This window comes from Arenibacterium sp. CAU 1754, from assembly GCF_054482635.1.
The window spans coordinates 1,322,637-1,336,422 of the sequence record NZ_JBTLRG010000001.1; the positions used below are offsets into that span (position 1 = coordinate 1,322,637).

Here is a 13,786-nt window from a genome sequence, read left to right on the forward strand (position 1 = left end):
ACGCATGCCTTGTCTGGCCGGGGGATTTGCGTGCATGTTGCGCAAGGATTTGCCAAGGACGCCCAAATGAAACTGACCCTGCACCACATCAATCTCTGTACCGACAACGTCGACCGGATGGATCAGTTTTACCGCGATGTTCTGGGGCTGGACGCAGAGGCAAACGGCCTGCCGACGCTGGAAAAGAAAAAGGGATACGCGGGCGACGTCGCCTTTGTCACCGACGGGCATATCCAGACCCATCTGGCCCAGCGCGATGTTTTGGCCGGGTTCAATTCGGGCCAGACGGTCAACCCTGTCAGCCACGGGCATATCGCCTATCGCACCGACGACATCGCGGCCTTCAAGGCGCATCTTGAGGCCAATGGCGTGCCCTATTCGGATTGGGGCAACCAGGCGGTCGCAGGCTGGCACCAGATTTTCTTTTACGATCCCGACGGCAACGTCATCGAGGTGCATCAGGCGGTCGCATGACCTCCCCGCTTAGCCGATGACCGCGGATTCGGTCCTTTCTTGCGCGCGCCCCGGCAGGGTCAGCGTCAGCAGCAGCGACAGGCAGATCAGCGCGATCAGCGTGAGGAAGGCGTAAAAATAACTGCCCGTCGTATCGAACAGCCGCCCGGCTAGAATCGGCCCGACCGAGGCGCCGAGCGTGCCAAAGAACAGGACCAGCCCAAAAATCGCGCCATGCGCGCGCATGCCGAAATATTCGGCCACCGTGGGTGAGACCACCACAAACAGCGCCCCGTGCGAAAACCCGTAGATCGCCACCACCGCATAAAGAGGCCCCGGCGTGACGACGAAGGTCAGCCCGATCAGGGCGATGATCATTCCGCTCAGACAGATCAGATAAGCCATGCGCCCGCCGATCACGTCGATCAGCCGGCCCAGCGCCAGACGGCCAAAGATACTGGCCGCGCCAATCACCGAGAGCAGCGTCGCGGCCCCCGTGGCGGTCATGCCAAGGTCCATGGCATGGGCCGGCAGGTGCAGCGGCACGGTCACAAGCGTGGGGAAGAACAGGAACTGTATGGCGCAGACGGTCCAGAGAAGCCGCCCGCTGCGGGCCTGCGCAAAGGTGACGCCGTCATGGTCGGGCTGCGGCGCGCCCATCTGGGCCACCTTGACGACGGGCGGCGCTTTCATCGACAGCGCCCCGATCAGCAGCAAGACCGCCGCCGCGACGCCCAGCGCCGTAACGGCCGAACGCCATCCCAGCCAGGCGATCAGCGCCGCCACGATCGGGGGCACGACGATCTGCCCCACGGCGGTGCCCACCTTGACCACCGCGGTCATCATCCCGCGGCGCGCCTGGAACCAGCGCGCGACGGTCGACAGGGTCACCACGTCATGGGTGCCCAGGCCCGCCCCGATCAGCGTGCCGAATATCAGGAACAGCTGCCAGGGCGCCGAAATTTGCGACAGCAACGCGTACCCCAGCCCATAGGCCAGTCCCGTCGCCGCCAACACCCGGCGCGGGCCATAGCGGTCGCTGAGCCGCCCGCCCAGAATGGCCAGCGTGCCCATCATGAAGAACGACAGGGCCGAACTGGCCGAAAACAGGGTACGCGACCAGCCGAATTCGGCCTCGAACACCTTGAAGAACAGACCGAAGGAAAACAGCAATCCGATGACGGTGAACTGGGTCAGACACGCCCCGAATACGACCATATACCGTGAGCTCATCTGTTTCCTCCCCCGGATGCGGACGCGCCTTGACCCCAAGTGATAGCGGCAGGCCGAACCCCGGTCCACAAGATTGCGACAGCGGCAAATGCAGCGTGGCAATTTGAAAATGCGGTGCTAGGCTCTGAGCCTGAGCAAAGGGGAGAAGATCATGAAAATCATTTGGCTGGGACATGGCAGTTTCCGTCTGGAAAGCGAAAACAGGGTGATCCTGATCGATCCCTGGCTGACCGGAAACCCGATGTTGAGCGAAGATCAGCATGCCGCAGCGGTTGAGGGCGCCAGTCACATCCTGCTGACCCACGCGCATTTCGATCACGTGGCCGATGTCGTGTCGCTGTGCAAGAAACTGGGCGCGGTGGCCGTGGGTCAATACGACCTGATGGGGTATTGGCAAGAGACCCAAGGCATCGAAACCATCGGCTTCAACAAGGGCGGCACCGTCGACCTGAACGGGATCAAGGTTTCGATGGTCAAGGCCGAGCATTCATCGACCTTTTCCACCCCCGAAGGGCCGCGCACCGGCGGGTCCGAAGTCGGGTTCATGATCCGCGCCGAGGGCAAGACGATCTATGTCAGCGGGGATACGGACATCATGGCCGACATGGAGTGGTTCGGGGACTACTATAAACCGGACATCGGCATTCTGAGTGCGGGCGGCCATTTCACCATGGACATGAAGGCCGTGGCCTATGCGTCCAAGCGGTATTTCAATTTCAAGACGGTGATCCCGTGCCACTATCGCACTTTTCCGCTGCTGGAACAGTCGGCGGATGCCTTGAAAGACGCGCTGCCGGGGGTCGATGTGATCGAGCCCCAGGTCTTGGAACCGATCGAGGTTTAAGGGGGCGCTGCCCCCGTCGCCCGCTGGGCGACTCCCCCGGAGTTTATCTGGCAAGATGAAGGGGTGGTCCGGAATGTGGCCGGACCGCCCGGCTTTATTCTGACGTGTTCACGCGCCCGTTGAAACAGACCAGGTCGCCGTCCACCACATGGCCGAACTGCGCGTTGCGCCGGTTGTTTCGGTGGGGATTCCTGGCACTTTCGAAGTCGTGAAATCGCGCGCAGATCTGAAAGGTCGTCGGCGAGGTGACGCGGTATTCATATGGCGCCTTGGTTTCGGGATCGTTGAACCGATCGTCGGAAATATGAGTCCCCCCGCTGCAAAACGCCTGCATCGTTTCTATGATGAGGCTCTCAGGCAAATCCCCCCTGGGGTTCTTGCAGTTCATTTGGTTCACGACGGACGTGAGGTCCGACCAGCGCGTCAGGTCGTATTTCTCCATCCGCGCCTGGTACGGGCCACCCGTGATAAAAAAGCCGCCGATCACGGCAAGCGCGACCAGTGCAACGGACAGGATCAGAAGGGCCTTGTTCATGCGCTGTCCCCTTTGCGGATATCGGAGAGGTAATAAAGGAAAATGCCGCCGGCCACGACCGCAACGGCAAGCGCCTTGAGCAGGAACTGCGCCGTCACATCGCCTTTGAGGAACGTATAGATGACATATACGAGATCCCCCAGAAGCGTCGCTGCCGCCGCCAGGAGTGCGAGGTAGATCATCCATTTCCGGATGGACGAGCGATAGAGCGCCGGGTCAACGGCCAGCTTGGCCCGTTCGCGCAGTGTGAGCCAGAGATAAAGCGGAGCGCTGACGATCAGGACAGACATCGCCCAGCGCATATTGTTGCGCTGCCAGTGACCGGGGCTGTCTTCGAACATGATGTCGATCAGCTGGTGAAATAGAACGACCAGATAGCTGGCCGCGAAGATCAGCGCGCCGAAGGTCAGCGCGTAGACAAAGAAATCACGGGCCGAAACCACCGCCTGTGGCCGGGGGACGGGAGGCGTGAAATCGGTGTCGGCCCAGCCGTCCATGGCCTGATCGACCTCGGATTTGGTCCATCCCGAACTGGCTAATGCGTCGCGGATGCTGGCGCGATCCTTGCCCGCTATCAAAGCATCACGGACAAATTGGCCTAAGTCTTGTTTGGCGGACATGGGGAACCTTCCCTTTTGGACTGAAAGAACTGTTTCAAAAGCGCCTCGGATTCGGCGGCGCCGATGCCGTCGTAAACCTCGGGCGTGTGATGGGCCTGTGGGTGGGTGAACACCCGCGCACCGTGATCGACGCCGCCGGATTTTGGATCGGATGCACCGTAATAGACGCGGGCGATGCGGGCCGCGGAAATGGCGGCGGCGCACATGGCACAGGGTTCGAGCGTGACGTAAAGGTCATGACCGGTCAGGCGTTCCGATCCGAGGGCGGCACAGGCGGCCCGGATCACCAGCATTTCCGCATGGGCGGTGGGATCGTTCCTTTCCCGCGTGCGGTTGCCATCGGCGGCCACCACGTGACCGTCGGGCGCGACAAGAACCGCGCCAACCGGCACCTCGCCGCGGTCTGCGGCGGCGCGCGCCTGGTCAAGCGCCTGATTCATATGGGATTTGAACACCATGCCCCAACCTGCCCGCCAAAGGGTGCTTTCGCAAGGTTGCGATTTGGTCTAAGCGCTGGGACATGAGCACATCGACACCCCCACCCGGCGACCGGATCGCCAAGGTCCTGGCCCGCGCGGGCGTTGCCTCGCGCCGTGAAGCGGAGCGCATGATCGAAGCGGGCCGGGTCAAGGTGAACGGCAAGCAGATCGACAGCCCGGCCCTGAACGTGACGCCAGCCGACAAGATCCTGGTCGACGGCAAGCCGGTGAAAGAGCCCGAGCCCGCACGGCTGTGGCTGTATCACAAGCCCGCGGGGCTGGTGACGACGGCGCGCGACGAACAGGGGCGCAAGACGATTTTCGATGCCCTGCCCGAGGATATGCCCCGGGTGATGAGCGTTGGGCGGCTTGACCTCAATTCCGAAGGGTTGCTGTTGTTGACCAATGACGGCGGTATCAAGCGCAAGCTGGAACTGCCCAGCACCGGATGGCTGCGCAAATACCGCGTGCGCATCAACGGGCGGCCCAGGGACGAAGACCTGGAACCGCTGCGCAAGGGGTTGACCGTGGACGGCGAGCGGTTTCAGCCGATGACCGTGACGCTGGATCGCCAGCAAGGCGCAAATGCCTGGCTGACCGTGGGCCTGCGCGAGGGCAAGAATCGCGAAATCCGTCGTGCGATCGAAGCGATCGGGTTCACCGTGAACCGGTTGCTGCGGGTGTCTTATGGCCCGTTCCAACTGGGCACATTGAAACAGGGCGAGGTGGAAGAGATCCGCCGCCGCGTGATGCTGGATCAGCTGGGGATGCAGGATGATGCGCCACAGGCCGGGAAACCGGCCGGGGGCAAGCCGGGCAAAGGCAAACCGCCCACCCGCGCCAAGGTCGTGCGCAACCGCCCGCAAAAACGGCGTTAGGTCGCAAGTCGCGGGGATATGTGCGCAATCCCCGCCCGTGCGACATCGGGCGCATTGTTCCCCCTAGCAAGAAGCGCCTGCATCGCTTAGGTTTTTTGTGAACGGGTAAGTGGGGGTCCGCCATGTCGGCGAGCGGCGTGCAGAAAGTTGCCTATGTGGCATTGATCATCCTGATGTTCGGGGTATGCACCGGCTTGCTTGGGGGGCTTTGAGGCATGGCCAAACGGTTCAGCGGAAAATTCAGCCCCGACGGGCAACCCAGCGATCTGAGCCTGCCTGAGCGTGGCGCCTATGACGGCGTGCGGGTTGAACCCGCGGGTCTGCGGGCGAATGCGCTGTTTTTGCCTGCGATTCCCTTGGTTTTTCTGTCTTTGAATGACGGCGCCATCGGATTGGCCCTTGGGCTGATCGCGGCGGGTGTTCTGACGTTGGCCGCGTGGCTGCTGCGCGGCGGGTTGCGGGCCGAGGCGGCCTATAACGCCCGCAAGGTGGCGCGCCGCCCTGCGTTTCCGCGCAAGATGGTGGCGACCGCGCTGACCGGGATCGGCGTGGCGATTGCGGCCTACAAGAATGACCCCGGCGTGATTGCGCCGGTCCTTTACGGCGCGGTGGCGGCGGCGCTGCATGTGACTGCCTTTGGCATCGACCCGTTGAAAAGCAAGGGCATGGAAGGGATCGACACCTTTCAGCAGGACCGCGTCGCACGTGTGGTGGACGAGGCCGAAACCCATCTTGCCGCGATGACCGATGCCATCAAACGCGCTGGCGACCGCAAGATCGAGGCGCGCGTCGAACGGTTCCAGACCACCGCGCGCGAATTGTTCCGCACGGTCGAAGAAGACCCGCGCGACCTGACCGCGGCGCGCAAGTATCTGACGGTGTATCTGCTGGGTGCACGCGATGCGACGATAAAGTTCGCCGACATCTATTCGCGCACGCCCGACCAGAAAGCGCGGGCCGACTATGAAACGCTGCTGGACGATCTTGAACAGAATTTCGCCGCACGCACACGCAAGATGCTGCTGGATGACCACAGCGATCTGACCGTAGAAATCGAAGTGTTGCGCGAAAGGTTGCAACGCGAGGGTGTCCGCGCCGACTGAGGCACGGAGCAAATCAGTGAGGAAGTAAAGAATGTCAGACACAGTTCGCAAGAAAGCCGAAGACACGCTGGCGATGGTGGATGAATTGAACGCCGTGATTCTCCCCGAACCGACCGCCGAAGTGGTTCCGCTGGCCAAGGCCGATGCGCCGCTGGGGATGGAAATCCGCAAGCGTATGGACGAAATCGACATGAGTAACACCAACTCGATCGTCGGCTTCGGGTCGGGCGCTCAGGCCGAGTTGCAGGAAATCAGCCAGGCGATGTTGCAGGACGTGCGCAACAAGGATGTTGGCCCGGCAGGCGACAGCCTGCGCAACATCGTGACCACGATCCGTGGCTTTTCGGTCAGCGAACTGGACGTCCGCCGCGAGCGCAGCTGGTGGGAGCGCCTGTTGGGCCGCGCCGCGCCTTTTGCCAAGTTCACTGCCCGCTTCGAGGAAGTACAGGGCCAGATCGACCATGTCACCGACGACCTGCTTGGGCACGAGCACAAGCTGATGAAAGATATCAAATCGCTGGATATGCTCTATGAAAAGACGCTGCAGTTCTACGATGAACTGGCGCTTTACATTTCCGCCGGCGAGGAAAAGCTGGGCGAGCTGGACACGACCACCATCCCGACCAAGGAAAGCGCCGTGTCGGCCGCGCCCGAGGGCGATCAGGTCATGGTGGCGCAGGAACTGCGCGACCTGCGCGCCGCGCGTGACGATCTTGAGCGCCGGGTGCACGATCTGAAACTGACCCGCCAGGTGACGATGCAGTCGCTGCCCTCGATCCGCCTGGTTCAGGAAAACGACAAATCGCTGGTGACCAAGATCAATTCGACCCTGGTGAACACCGTGCCGCTCTGGGAAACCCAGCTGGCCCAGGCGGTCACGATCCAGCGCAGCTCCGAAGCGGCGGCCGCCGTGCGCGACGCCAATGATCTGACCAACGAATTACTGACCGCGAATGCCCGGAACCTGCGCGAAAGCAACAAGATGATCCGCGAGGAAATGGAACGCGGCGTGTTCGACATCGAAGCGGTGAAAAAGGCCAATGCCGATCTGATCGGCACCATTCAGGACAGCCTGAAGATTGCCGATGAAGGCAAGGCCAAGCGCGCTGCCGCCGAAGAAGAGCTGAAGAAGATGGAAGCCGAACTGCGCGAAACGCTGGCGGCGGCCAAGGCGCGCCGCGATGGCGTGGGCGACAATTCGGGTACGGCGGTACCCGGTTAAGGACGCCACATGGGGGCAATGACACAGGCCGTTCGCGGCATGAAAATGGCGCTGGCCCTGGCCGGCGCCGTTTGGCTGTCCGCCTGTGTCGAGCCCAGCCCGCGAACCTCCCTTCCCCCGCAGGTCCGCCCGGCCGGGTTGGTGCCTGCGGCGCCCAAACCGGTGACCCCCTCGGCCAAAAGCATGGAACTGGCGCGCTATTACACCAAGGTTCAGAATGATCTGCTGACCCAAGGGTTGTTGCGCACCGATGGCGGCGGGCCCGATACGCCCTATTCCGCCGACGATGTGGCCTCCAATTTCGAACGGATCGTGTTCTTTGACGAATACCGCCGTGGCGCCGGGACCAGTCTGCGCGCAGGCGATGAGCCAGGCGGAAGGCTGAGCCGCTGGAGCGGTCCGGTGCGCATCGGTGTCGAATTCGGCGCCAGCGTTCCCGAAGCCCGCCGCAAAATGGATACCGGGCGCATAAACCAGTATGCCGGGCGCCTGGCCCGCATTACCGGCCATCCCATCAGCACCGGTCGGGCAGGTGCGAATTTCCATGTCTTTGTGGCTGGTGAGGATGACGGCGCCTTTGTCCAGACGCGCCTGCAACAGTTGATCCCGAACATCAGCCAGACGGAACTGGATTTGTTCCGCAACTTGCCGCGGTCGTTCTATTGCCTTGTGGTGGCGGTGTCGGGGGCGCGATCGCCTTATGACTATACCCGCGCGGTGGCGCTGATCCGGGCCGAACACCCGGATCTGGTCCGCCTGAGTTGTGTGCACGAGGAAATCTCGCAAGGTCTGGGCCTGCCCAATGACAGCCCCTCGGCGCGCCCGTCGATCTTCAACGACGACGACGAATTCGCGCTATTGACCAGCCATGACGAAATGATCCTGAAAATGCTGTATGATCCGCGTCTGAAACAGGGCATGACCGCAGACGAGGCGCGCCCGGTGACAAGGATCATCGCACGTGAGATGATGGGGCAGTCGCTGTGACAAGCGGCCCCCGGAACAGACCTGAAGAGGACCAGTAGATGGGTATTTTCGATTTCCTGACCGGTGAATTCATCGATGTCATTCATTGGGTGGACGACACCCGCGATACGATGGTCTGGCGGTTCGAGCGCGAAGGCCACGAGATCAAGTATGGCGCCAAGCTGACCGTGCGCGAAGGCCAGGCGGCGGTGTTCGTGCACGAAGGGCAGCTGGCGGATGTGTTCACGCCCGGTCTGTACATGCTTGAAACCAACAACATGCCCGTTCTGACCACGCTGAACCATTGGGATCACGGGTTTCAGAGCCCGTTCAAATCGGAAATCTATTTCGTCAACACGACCCGGTTCAACGATCTGAAATGGGGCACCAAGAACCCGATCATTGCGCGCGATCCCGAATTCGGCCCGGTGCGCCTGCGCGCCTATGGCACCTATTCCGTCCGCGTGACCGACCCGGCCCGCTTCCTGACCGAGATCGTCGGCACCGACGGCGAATTCACCATGGACGAGATCAGCTATCAGATCCGCAACATCATCGTGCAGGAATTTTCCCGCGTGATCGCCTCCAGCGGCATTCCGGTTCTGGACATGGCCGCCAACACCGCCGATCTGGGCAAGCTGGTTGCAACGGCGATTTCTGACACAATTGCGGCCTATGGCCTGACGATCCCCGAACTTTATATCGAGAACATCTCGCTCCCCGAGGCGGTCGAGGCCGCGCTGGATAAACGCACGTCGATGGGCATGGCGGGCGATCTGGGCAAATTCACGCAATATTCCGCGGCCGAGGCCATGACATCGGCGGCCAACAATCCCGCAGGCGGTGGCATGGCGGCCGGTCTCGGCGCGGGCATGGGCATGGCGATGGCGGGCCAGATGGCGCGCGGCCCCTGGGGCGCGGCCCCGGCGCCTGCTGCGGCGGCACCGGCACCCCCGCCCCCGCCGGTTGAACACGTCTGGCACATTGCCGAAGGCGGGCAAACCAAGGGGCCGTTTTCACGGGCCTCGCTGGGCCGGATGGCGAGTGACGGGGCGCTGACGCGGGACACCTATGTCTGGACCGAAGGTCAGGACGGATGGAAGCGCGCCGAAGACGTGGCCGAACTTGCACGCCTGTTCACCGTGATGCCACCCCCGCCCCCCGCATGACCGAGGTGCGCCGTGAAAACAGCAACGCGACCTCGCCCAAGAACCAGACCACCGAAGACATCGCCCTTGCCCTGATGGGCGTGGGGGAACTGCCGGGCGACATGATCGCGGAAAACGCTGTCTGGGACAGCGCCAATGGCGCTGTGACGGGCCGCAACGCCATTCGTGCGGCGCAGGCGGCCCTGCCTGCGGCCGACCTGATCGAGGTGAAAGAGGTTGTGACCCACGGCAAGGCAGGCGCTGTTTCCGGCCGGGTGACGCGCAAGGGCGGACGCCCGCGCCTGTTTTGTCACGTGATCCGCTATACCTCGGCCGCAGGGCATCAGATTGCCCAGTTGGTCACCATCGAACATGCCGGGGGCAAACATGGCTGATGCCGGCCTCATGATCGAAGAGCACCGCTTTCCCTGCGAACAATGCGGGGCGGATTACCGGTTCGATCCCGCAACCGGCCAGTTGATGTGCGATCATTGCGGCAACACCCAGCCCATCGCCAGCCGCGCAAGGGGCCGGTCGTCGCTGCGCGAGCTGGATTTCGACACGGCGCTGGCGCATCAGCTCCCCGAGGCCGAGATCGAACAGACCCGCGTGCTGCAATGCCCTAATTGCGCGGCCCTGGTCGAGTTCGACCCCGACACTCATTCCGCCGAATGTCCGTTCTGCGCGACCCCGGTTGTCACCGACACCGGCATGCACCGCCATATCAAACCGCGCGGGGTGCTACCCTTTGAACTGGATGAACGCACGGCCCGCAACGCGATGGCAGATTGGCTGGGGCGGCTGTGGTTCGCCCCCAACGGGTTACAGGAATACGCGCGCAAAGGGCGCAAGATGCAGGGCATCTATGTGCCCTACTGGACCTTTGATGCGGATACCAAATCACGATACCAGGGCGAACGCGGCACCATCTATTACGTGAATGAAACCGTGAAAATCGACGGTAAGACCACGGTGAAACGTGTCCCAAAAATCCGCTGGAGCCCCGCGTCGGGCCGCGTTGCGAGGTTCTTTGACGATGTTCTGGTGCTCGCCTCGCGCAGCCTGCCAAAACGGTATACCGACGCGCTGGAACCGTGGGACCTGTCGGCACTCGAACCCTATCAGCCCGAATACCTCGCCGGGTTCCGGGCCGAGGCTTATACCGTCGAACTGTCCGAAGGGTATGACGAGGCCGGTGTGAAAATGGCCCGCGTGATCGAACGGGATGTGCGGTTTGACATCGGCGGCGACCGCCAGCGCATTCACGACATCGACACAACGATCAGCGATGTGACCTTCAAACACATCCTGCTGCCCGTGTGGCTGGCGGCCTACAAATATCGCGGCAAGACCTATCGCTTTGTGGTCAATGGCCAATCGGGCCGCGTTCAGGGGGAACGCCCCTGGTCGGCGATCAAGATCGCCATTGCGGTCGTTCTGGGGCTGATCCTGGCGGCAGGGTTCGGTTACATTGCGGCGCTGCAACAACAGTGACCCCTGCGCGCCCGCGTCCTCAGCCGCGGTTGATTTCGATCCGGTTGCCGGTTCTGGCGGGTTTGGGCGCCAGTTTGGGCACGGTGATATGCAGAACCCCGTCTTTCATGCTGGCGCTGGCCCCGGTTTCGTCAGCATCGCCAGGCAGTCGGAAAGACCGACGGAACGCGCCGTACTGGCGTTCGCTGAAAAACCAGGTATCGCCCTTTTTTTCGGTTTGAGTCTTTTTCTCACCGCGGATGGTGACGACGCCATCCTCAATTGTCAGCTCCACGTCATCCTCGGATACGCCGGGCAATTCCATGCTGATCTCATAACTGTTGTCATTGCCCGATGCCTCGGACGCCGGGTTCAGCCAGTCGGCCAGCCGCGCGCCAATATTGCGCAACGGATCATATAGAGATGGCCAAAGGCCAGCGTGTTCGGTTTTTTCGACCATGTCCGGTCCTCCTTTGATGATGTCACAAACATCTTCGCACGGGTCGCGCGGCGCTGCCTTGATCCGGCGCAATATCCGGGTTGCAGATTGGCGTGCGGCTGCGCATCCTGCGGGCGAACACGCATGACAAGGCCAACGTGATGACCATGACCCTGACCCAACTGGATGATCTGATGGCTGCGCGCCATTCCTGCCGGGCCTTTCGCCCCGACCCGGTGCCGCGCGACGTGATCGAACAGATCGTGCGCACCGCGCGCCGGGTGCCGTCGTGGTGCAACGCGCAGCCCTGGAAACTGACCATCACCAGCGGGGCCGAAACCGACCGGTTCCGCGATGCGTTGAAGGCCGAGGTCGCAACAGGCAGCGCCGCGCCGGATCTGCCGTTTCCGACGGGCTATTCCGGGGACTATCAAGACCGCCGCCGCACCTGCGGCTGGCAGCTGTACGAGGCAGTCGGCGTCGAAAAAGGCGACCGCGCCGGATCGGGCGCGCAGATGATGCGCAATTTCGATCTGTTCGATGCACCCCATTGCGCGATCCTGTCGAGCCCGGCGGAACTGGGCCCTTATGGCGCGATGGACAGCGGCGGGTTTGTCACCGCCTTCACCCTCGCCGCACAGGCTCAGGGCGTGGCAACAATCGCGCAGGCCGCTGTGGCCGGGTACAGCCCCTTTTTGCACCGCTATTTCGATATTCCGGATGACCGGCTGGTGCTCTGTGCCATCTCGTTCGGCTATGCGGACACGGATCACCCCGCCAACAGTTTCCGCACCGCGCGCGCGCCGCTTGCAGAGATCATAGACTGGAAGGGAGAGACCTGATGCGCGCCCTGATCCAACGGGTGAGCGAGGCCGCAGTGCGTTTCGAGGGCGCGGTGATCGGCGAGATCGGCCCCGGCATGCTGATCTTGATCTGTGCGATGCAGGGCGATGGTGAGGCGCAGGCCGATCAGCTGGCCGCCAAGATCGCCAAACTGCGCATTTTCCGGGACGATGAGGGCCGCATGAACCGGAGCCTACTGGACGTGGGCGGCGCGGCGCTGGTGGTCAGCCAATTTACCCTGGCCGCCGATACGTCACGCGGAAACCGCCCCGGGTTTTCCACCGCCGCCCCACCCGCCGAGGGCGAGGCACTGTATGAGGTTTTCGCCAGGGCCATCGCCGATCAGGGAATTCCCGTTCAGACCGGCCGGTTCGGTGCGGACATGGCCGTATCACTGATCAATGACGGCCCGGTGACGATCTGGATGGAAACATGACCAGACGCGCGGACGCCATCGCCATCTGGCAGGCCGGGGTCGACCGCGTGGGCGGCTATGCCGCGGTTTCGGCCGCCCTGAAGAACGATGGCCCATGGCCCGACCAGATCATTGCCGTGGGCAAGGCGGCAGGTACGATGACCTGCGCGGCGCTGGATCATTTCGGGGACACGCCCGCGCTGGTGGTGACCAAGGATGGCCATGGCGAGGGGCTGCCCGACACCGTGCGCCTGATCGAATCCGCGCACCCCGTACCGGACGAGCGCAGCTTGCAGGCCGGCCGCGTCCTGCGCGAAACCGTCGACCGAATGGCCGCACACAGCCACTTGCTGATGCTTGTTTCCGGCGGGGCGTCTTCCCTGGCCGAGGACCTGACCGACGGGCATGATCTGAGCGATCTGGCCGCGCTGAACCGGCAATTGCTGGCGGCGGGGCTTGATATCACGGCGATGAATGTCGAACGGCGCAAAATCAGCCGGATCAAGGGCGGCGGGTTGCTGGGTCATTTTGGCGGCACGTCGGTCCGGGTGCTGGCGATTTCGGACGTGCCCGGTGACGACCTGGCGGTGATCGGGTCCGGCATCGGGGCTGCACCTGTGCCGTGCCCGTTTGATTTTGATGCACAGATCGTGGCCAGCAATGCGCACGCCCGACAGGCGGCGGCGGTGGCGGCGCGCGACCTGGGCTATGATGTACTGACCGAGCAAGAGGCGCTGCATGACGATCTGGGCGCGCTGAGCGACCGGTGGGGGCCGCGCATTCGCGACATGGCCCCCGGCGTTCTGATCCTTGGGGGCGAACCAACCGTGGTCCTGCCCGAGACACCGGGGCGCGGCGGGCGCAATCAGGCACTGGCGCTGGCGCTGGCCGAGGCGATTGCCGGGACCGACGATATCACCGTGGTCGTCGGCGGCACCGATGGCAGCGACGGACCGACCGACGCGGCGGGTGGAATTGTCGACGGACGCACCTGGCGTCCCGGCGCCGCCGATGCGGCACAAAAGGCCGATAGCGGCAGCTACCTGGCGCGGCATGGCGCATTGTTGCTGACCGGGCCGACGGGGACCAATGTGATGGATCTTTTGATTGCGGTGCGTGGTTGACAGACTCACCT

General features: G+C 63.0%; 17 protein-coding genes. 12 read left to right on the top strand and 5 right to left on the bottom strand.

Annotated elements, in window-relative coordinates; genetic code table 11:
* The first annotated feature begins 66 nt into the window (after nt 1-66).
* Nucleotides 67-474: a VOC family protein gene (locus ACXYMO_RS06435; RefSeq protein WP_458877824.1), complete on the top strand. Its 408-nt coding sequence runs from the start codon at nt 67-69 to the stop codon at nt 472-474.
* Nucleotides 475-483: 9 nt separating this feature from the next.
* On the opposite strand, the gene ACXYMO_RS06440 is transcribed toward ACXYMO_RS06435, so the two are convergent.
* On the bottom strand, nt 484-1,686 hold the full coding sequence (locus ACXYMO_RS06440) for an MFS transporter (RefSeq protein ID WP_458877825.1): 1,203 nt from the start codon (nt 1,684-1,686) through the stop codon (nt 484-486).
* A gap of 151 nt (nt 1,687-1,837) precedes the next feature.
* Here ACXYMO_RS06440 and ACXYMO_RS06445 point away from each other — a divergent pair, with 151 nt between their 5' ends.
* Nucleotides 1,838-2,530 carry a metal-dependent hydrolase gene (locus ACXYMO_RS06445; RefSeq protein WP_458877826.1) on the top strand — a complete coding sequence of 231 codons (693 nt, stop codon included), beginning with the start codon at nt 1,838-1,840 and terminating at the stop codon, nt 2,528-2,530.
* 94 nt (nt 2,531-2,624) lie between these two features.
* Here ACXYMO_RS06445 and ACXYMO_RS06450 read toward each other — a convergent pair whose 3' ends face one another.
* From ACXYMO_RS06450 to ACXYMO_RS06460, 3 genes are read right to left on the bottom strand one after another with little or no spacing between them, the layout of a single operon-like run.
* Nucleotides 2,625-3,065: a hypothetical protein gene (locus ACXYMO_RS06450; protein ID WP_458877827.1), complete on the bottom strand. Its 441-nt coding sequence runs from the start codon at nt 3,063-3,065 to the stop codon at nt 2,625-2,627.
* On the bottom strand, nt 3,062-3,685 hold the full coding sequence (locus tag ACXYMO_RS06455) for a DUF5671 domain-containing protein (protein ID WP_458877828.1): 624 nt from the start codon (nt 3,683-3,685) through the stop codon (nt 3,062-3,064). The genes ACXYMO_RS06450 and ACXYMO_RS06455 overlap by 4 nt, the downstream gene beginning before the upstream one ends.
* Entirely contained in the window at nt 3,664-4,143 is a 480-nt protein-coding gene (locus ACXYMO_RS06460; protein WP_458877829.1) for a nucleoside deaminase, read from the bottom strand. The genes ACXYMO_RS06455 and ACXYMO_RS06460 overlap by 22 nt, the downstream gene beginning before the upstream one ends.
* 62 nt (nt 4,144-4,205) lie before the next feature.
* Here ACXYMO_RS06460 and ACXYMO_RS06465 point away from each other — a divergent pair, with 62 nt between their 5' ends.
* The 7 genes from ACXYMO_RS06465 (at nt 4,206) to ACXYMO_RS06495 (ending at nt 10,975) form a co-directional block, all read left to right on the top strand.
* Nucleotides 4,206-5,042, top strand: a complete 837-nt coding sequence (locus ACXYMO_RS06465; RefSeq protein ID WP_458877830.1) for a pseudouridine synthase — start codon at nt 4,206-4,208, stop codon at nt 5,040-5,042.
* A gap of 215 nt (nt 5,043-5,257) precedes the next feature.
* Entirely contained in the window at nt 5,258-6,145 is an 888-nt protein-coding gene (locus ACXYMO_RS06470) for a 5-bromo-4-chloroindolyl phosphate hydrolysis family protein (protein ID WP_458877831.1), read from the top strand.
* Between the two features lie 31 nt (nt 6,146-6,176).
* Nucleotides 6,177-7,367: a toxic anion resistance protein gene (locus tag ACXYMO_RS06475; RefSeq protein ID WP_458877832.1), complete on the top strand. Its 1,191-nt coding sequence runs from the start codon at nt 6,177-6,179 to the stop codon at nt 7,365-7,367.
* 18 nt (nt 7,368-7,385) lie between these two features.
* Nucleotides 7,386-8,354 (top strand): DUF2927 domain-containing protein, encoded by a 969-nt coding sequence (locus tag ACXYMO_RS06480; RefSeq protein WP_458877833.1) that lies wholly within the window; start codon nt 7,386-7,388, stop codon nt 8,352-8,354.
* A gap of 38 nt (nt 8,355-8,392) precedes the next feature.
* Nucleotides 8,393-9,502, top strand: coding sequence for an SPFH domain-containing protein (locus ACXYMO_RS06485; RefSeq protein ID WP_458877834.1), 1,110 nt, complete (start codon nt 8,393-8,395; stop codon nt 9,500-9,502).
* Nucleotides 9,499-9,876: a hypothetical protein gene (locus ACXYMO_RS06490; protein WP_458877835.1), complete on the top strand. Its 378-nt coding sequence runs from the start codon at nt 9,499-9,501 to the stop codon at nt 9,874-9,876. Before ACXYMO_RS06485 ends, ACXYMO_RS06490 begins: the two co-directional genes overlap by 4 nt.
* Nucleotides 9,869-10,975 (top strand): TFIIB-type zinc finger domain-containing protein, encoded by a 1,107-nt coding sequence (locus ACXYMO_RS06495; RefSeq protein ID WP_458877836.1) that lies wholly within the window; start codon nt 9,869-9,871, stop codon nt 10,973-10,975. Before ACXYMO_RS06490 ends, ACXYMO_RS06495 begins: the two co-directional genes overlap by 8 nt.
* 19 nt (nt 10,976-10,994) lie before the next feature.
* Here ACXYMO_RS06495 and ACXYMO_RS06500 read toward each other — a convergent pair whose 3' ends face one another.
* Nucleotides 10,995-11,414, bottom strand: a complete 420-nt coding sequence (locus ACXYMO_RS06500; RefSeq protein ID WP_458877837.1) for an Hsp20/alpha crystallin family protein — start codon at nt 11,412-11,414, stop codon at nt 10,995-10,997.
* Nucleotides 11,415-11,560: 146 nt separating this feature from the next.
* Here ACXYMO_RS06500 and ACXYMO_RS06505 point away from each other — a divergent pair, with 146 nt between their 5' ends.
* The 3 genes from ACXYMO_RS06505 to ACXYMO_RS06515 are packed head-to-tail and all read left to right on the top strand — an operon-like array spanning nt 11,561 to nt 13,775.
* Nucleotides 11,561-12,235 (top strand): nitroreductase, encoded by a 675-nt coding sequence (locus ACXYMO_RS06505; protein ID WP_458877903.1) that lies wholly within the window; start codon nt 11,561-11,563, stop codon nt 12,233-12,235.
* Complete coding sequence (gene dtd / locus ACXYMO_RS06510; RefSeq protein WP_458877838.1) at nt 12,235-12,672, top strand: D-aminoacyl-tRNA deacylase; 438 nt, start codon at nt 12,235-12,237, stop codon at nt 12,670-12,672. Before ACXYMO_RS06505 ends, dtd begins: the two co-directional genes overlap by 1 nt.
* Nucleotides 12,669-13,775, top strand: a complete 1,107-nt coding sequence (locus ACXYMO_RS06515) for a DUF4147 domain-containing protein (RefSeq protein ID WP_458877839.1) — start codon at nt 12,669-12,671, stop codon at nt 13,773-13,775. Before dtd ends, ACXYMO_RS06515 begins: the two co-directional genes overlap by 4 nt.
* The last annotated feature ends 11 nt before the right edge of the window (nt 13,776-13,786 follow it).

What these genes read in the sequence shown, in the direction of transcription:
- ACXYMO_RS06505 (WP_458877903.1), top strand. Translation starts at nt 11,561, where the DNA reads ATGACCCTGACCCAACTGGATGATCTGATGGCTGCGCGCCATTCCTGC.
- ACXYMO_RS06495 (WP_458877836.1), top strand. Translation starts at nt 9,869, where the DNA reads ATGGCTGATGCCGGCCTCATGATCGAAGAGCACCGCTTTCCCTGCGAA.
- ACXYMO_RS06490 (WP_458877835.1), top strand. Translation starts at nt 9,499, where the DNA reads ATGACCGAGGTGCGCCGTGAAAACAGCAACGCGACCTCGCCCAAGAAC.
- ACXYMO_RS06500 (WP_458877837.1), bottom strand. Translation starts at nt 11,414, where the DNA reads ATGGTCGAAAAAACCGAACACGCTGGCCTTTGGCCATCTCTATATGAT.
- ACXYMO_RS06465 (WP_458877830.1), top strand. Translation starts at nt 4,206, where the DNA reads ATGAGCACATCGACACCCCCACCCGGCGACCGGATCGCCAAGGTCCTG.
- ACXYMO_RS06450 (WP_458877827.1), bottom strand. Translation starts at nt 3,065, where the DNA reads ATGAACAAGGCCCTTCTGATCCTGTCCGTTGCACTGGTCGCGCTTGCC.
- ACXYMO_RS06460 (WP_458877829.1), bottom strand. Translation starts at nt 4,143, where the DNA reads ATGGTGTTCAAATCCCATATGAATCAGGCGCTTGACCAGGCGCGCGCC.
- ACXYMO_RS06470 (WP_458877831.1), top strand. Translation starts at nt 5,258, where the DNA reads ATGGCCAAACGGTTCAGCGGAAAATTCAGCCCCGACGGGCAACCCAGC.
- ACXYMO_RS06435 (WP_458877824.1), top strand. Translation starts at nt 67, where the DNA reads ATGAAACTGACCCTGCACCACATCAATCTCTGTACCGACAACGTCGAC.
- ACXYMO_RS06515 (WP_458877839.1), top strand. Translation starts at nt 12,669, where the DNA reads ATGACCAGACGCGCGGACGCCATCGCCATCTGGCAGGCCGGGGTCGAC.
- ACXYMO_RS06480 (WP_458877833.1), top strand. Translation starts at nt 7,386, where the DNA reads ATGACACAGGCCGTTCGCGGCATGAAAATGGCGCTGGCCCTGGCCGGC.
- ACXYMO_RS06485 (WP_458877834.1), top strand. Translation starts at nt 8,393, where the DNA reads ATGGGTATTTTCGATTTCCTGACCGGTGAATTCATCGATGTCATTCAT.
- dtd (WP_458877838.1), top strand. Translation starts at nt 12,235, where the DNA reads ATGCGCGCCCTGATCCAACGGGTGAGCGAGGCCGCAGTGCGTTTCGAG.
- ACXYMO_RS06440 (WP_458877825.1), bottom strand. Translation starts at nt 1,686, where the DNA reads ATGAGCTCACGGTATATGGTCGTATTCGGGGCGTGTCTGACCCAGTTC.
- ACXYMO_RS06445 (WP_458877826.1), top strand. Translation starts at nt 1,838, where the DNA reads ATGAAAATCATTTGGCTGGGACATGGCAGTTTCCGTCTGGAAAGCGAA.
- ACXYMO_RS06455 (WP_458877828.1), bottom strand. Translation starts at nt 3,685, where the DNA reads ATGTCCGCCAAACAAGACTTAGGCCAATTTGTCCGTGATGCTTTGATA.
- ACXYMO_RS06475 (WP_458877832.1), top strand. Translation starts at nt 6,177, where the DNA reads ATGTCAGACACAGTTCGCAAGAAAGCCGAAGACACGCTGGCGATGGTG.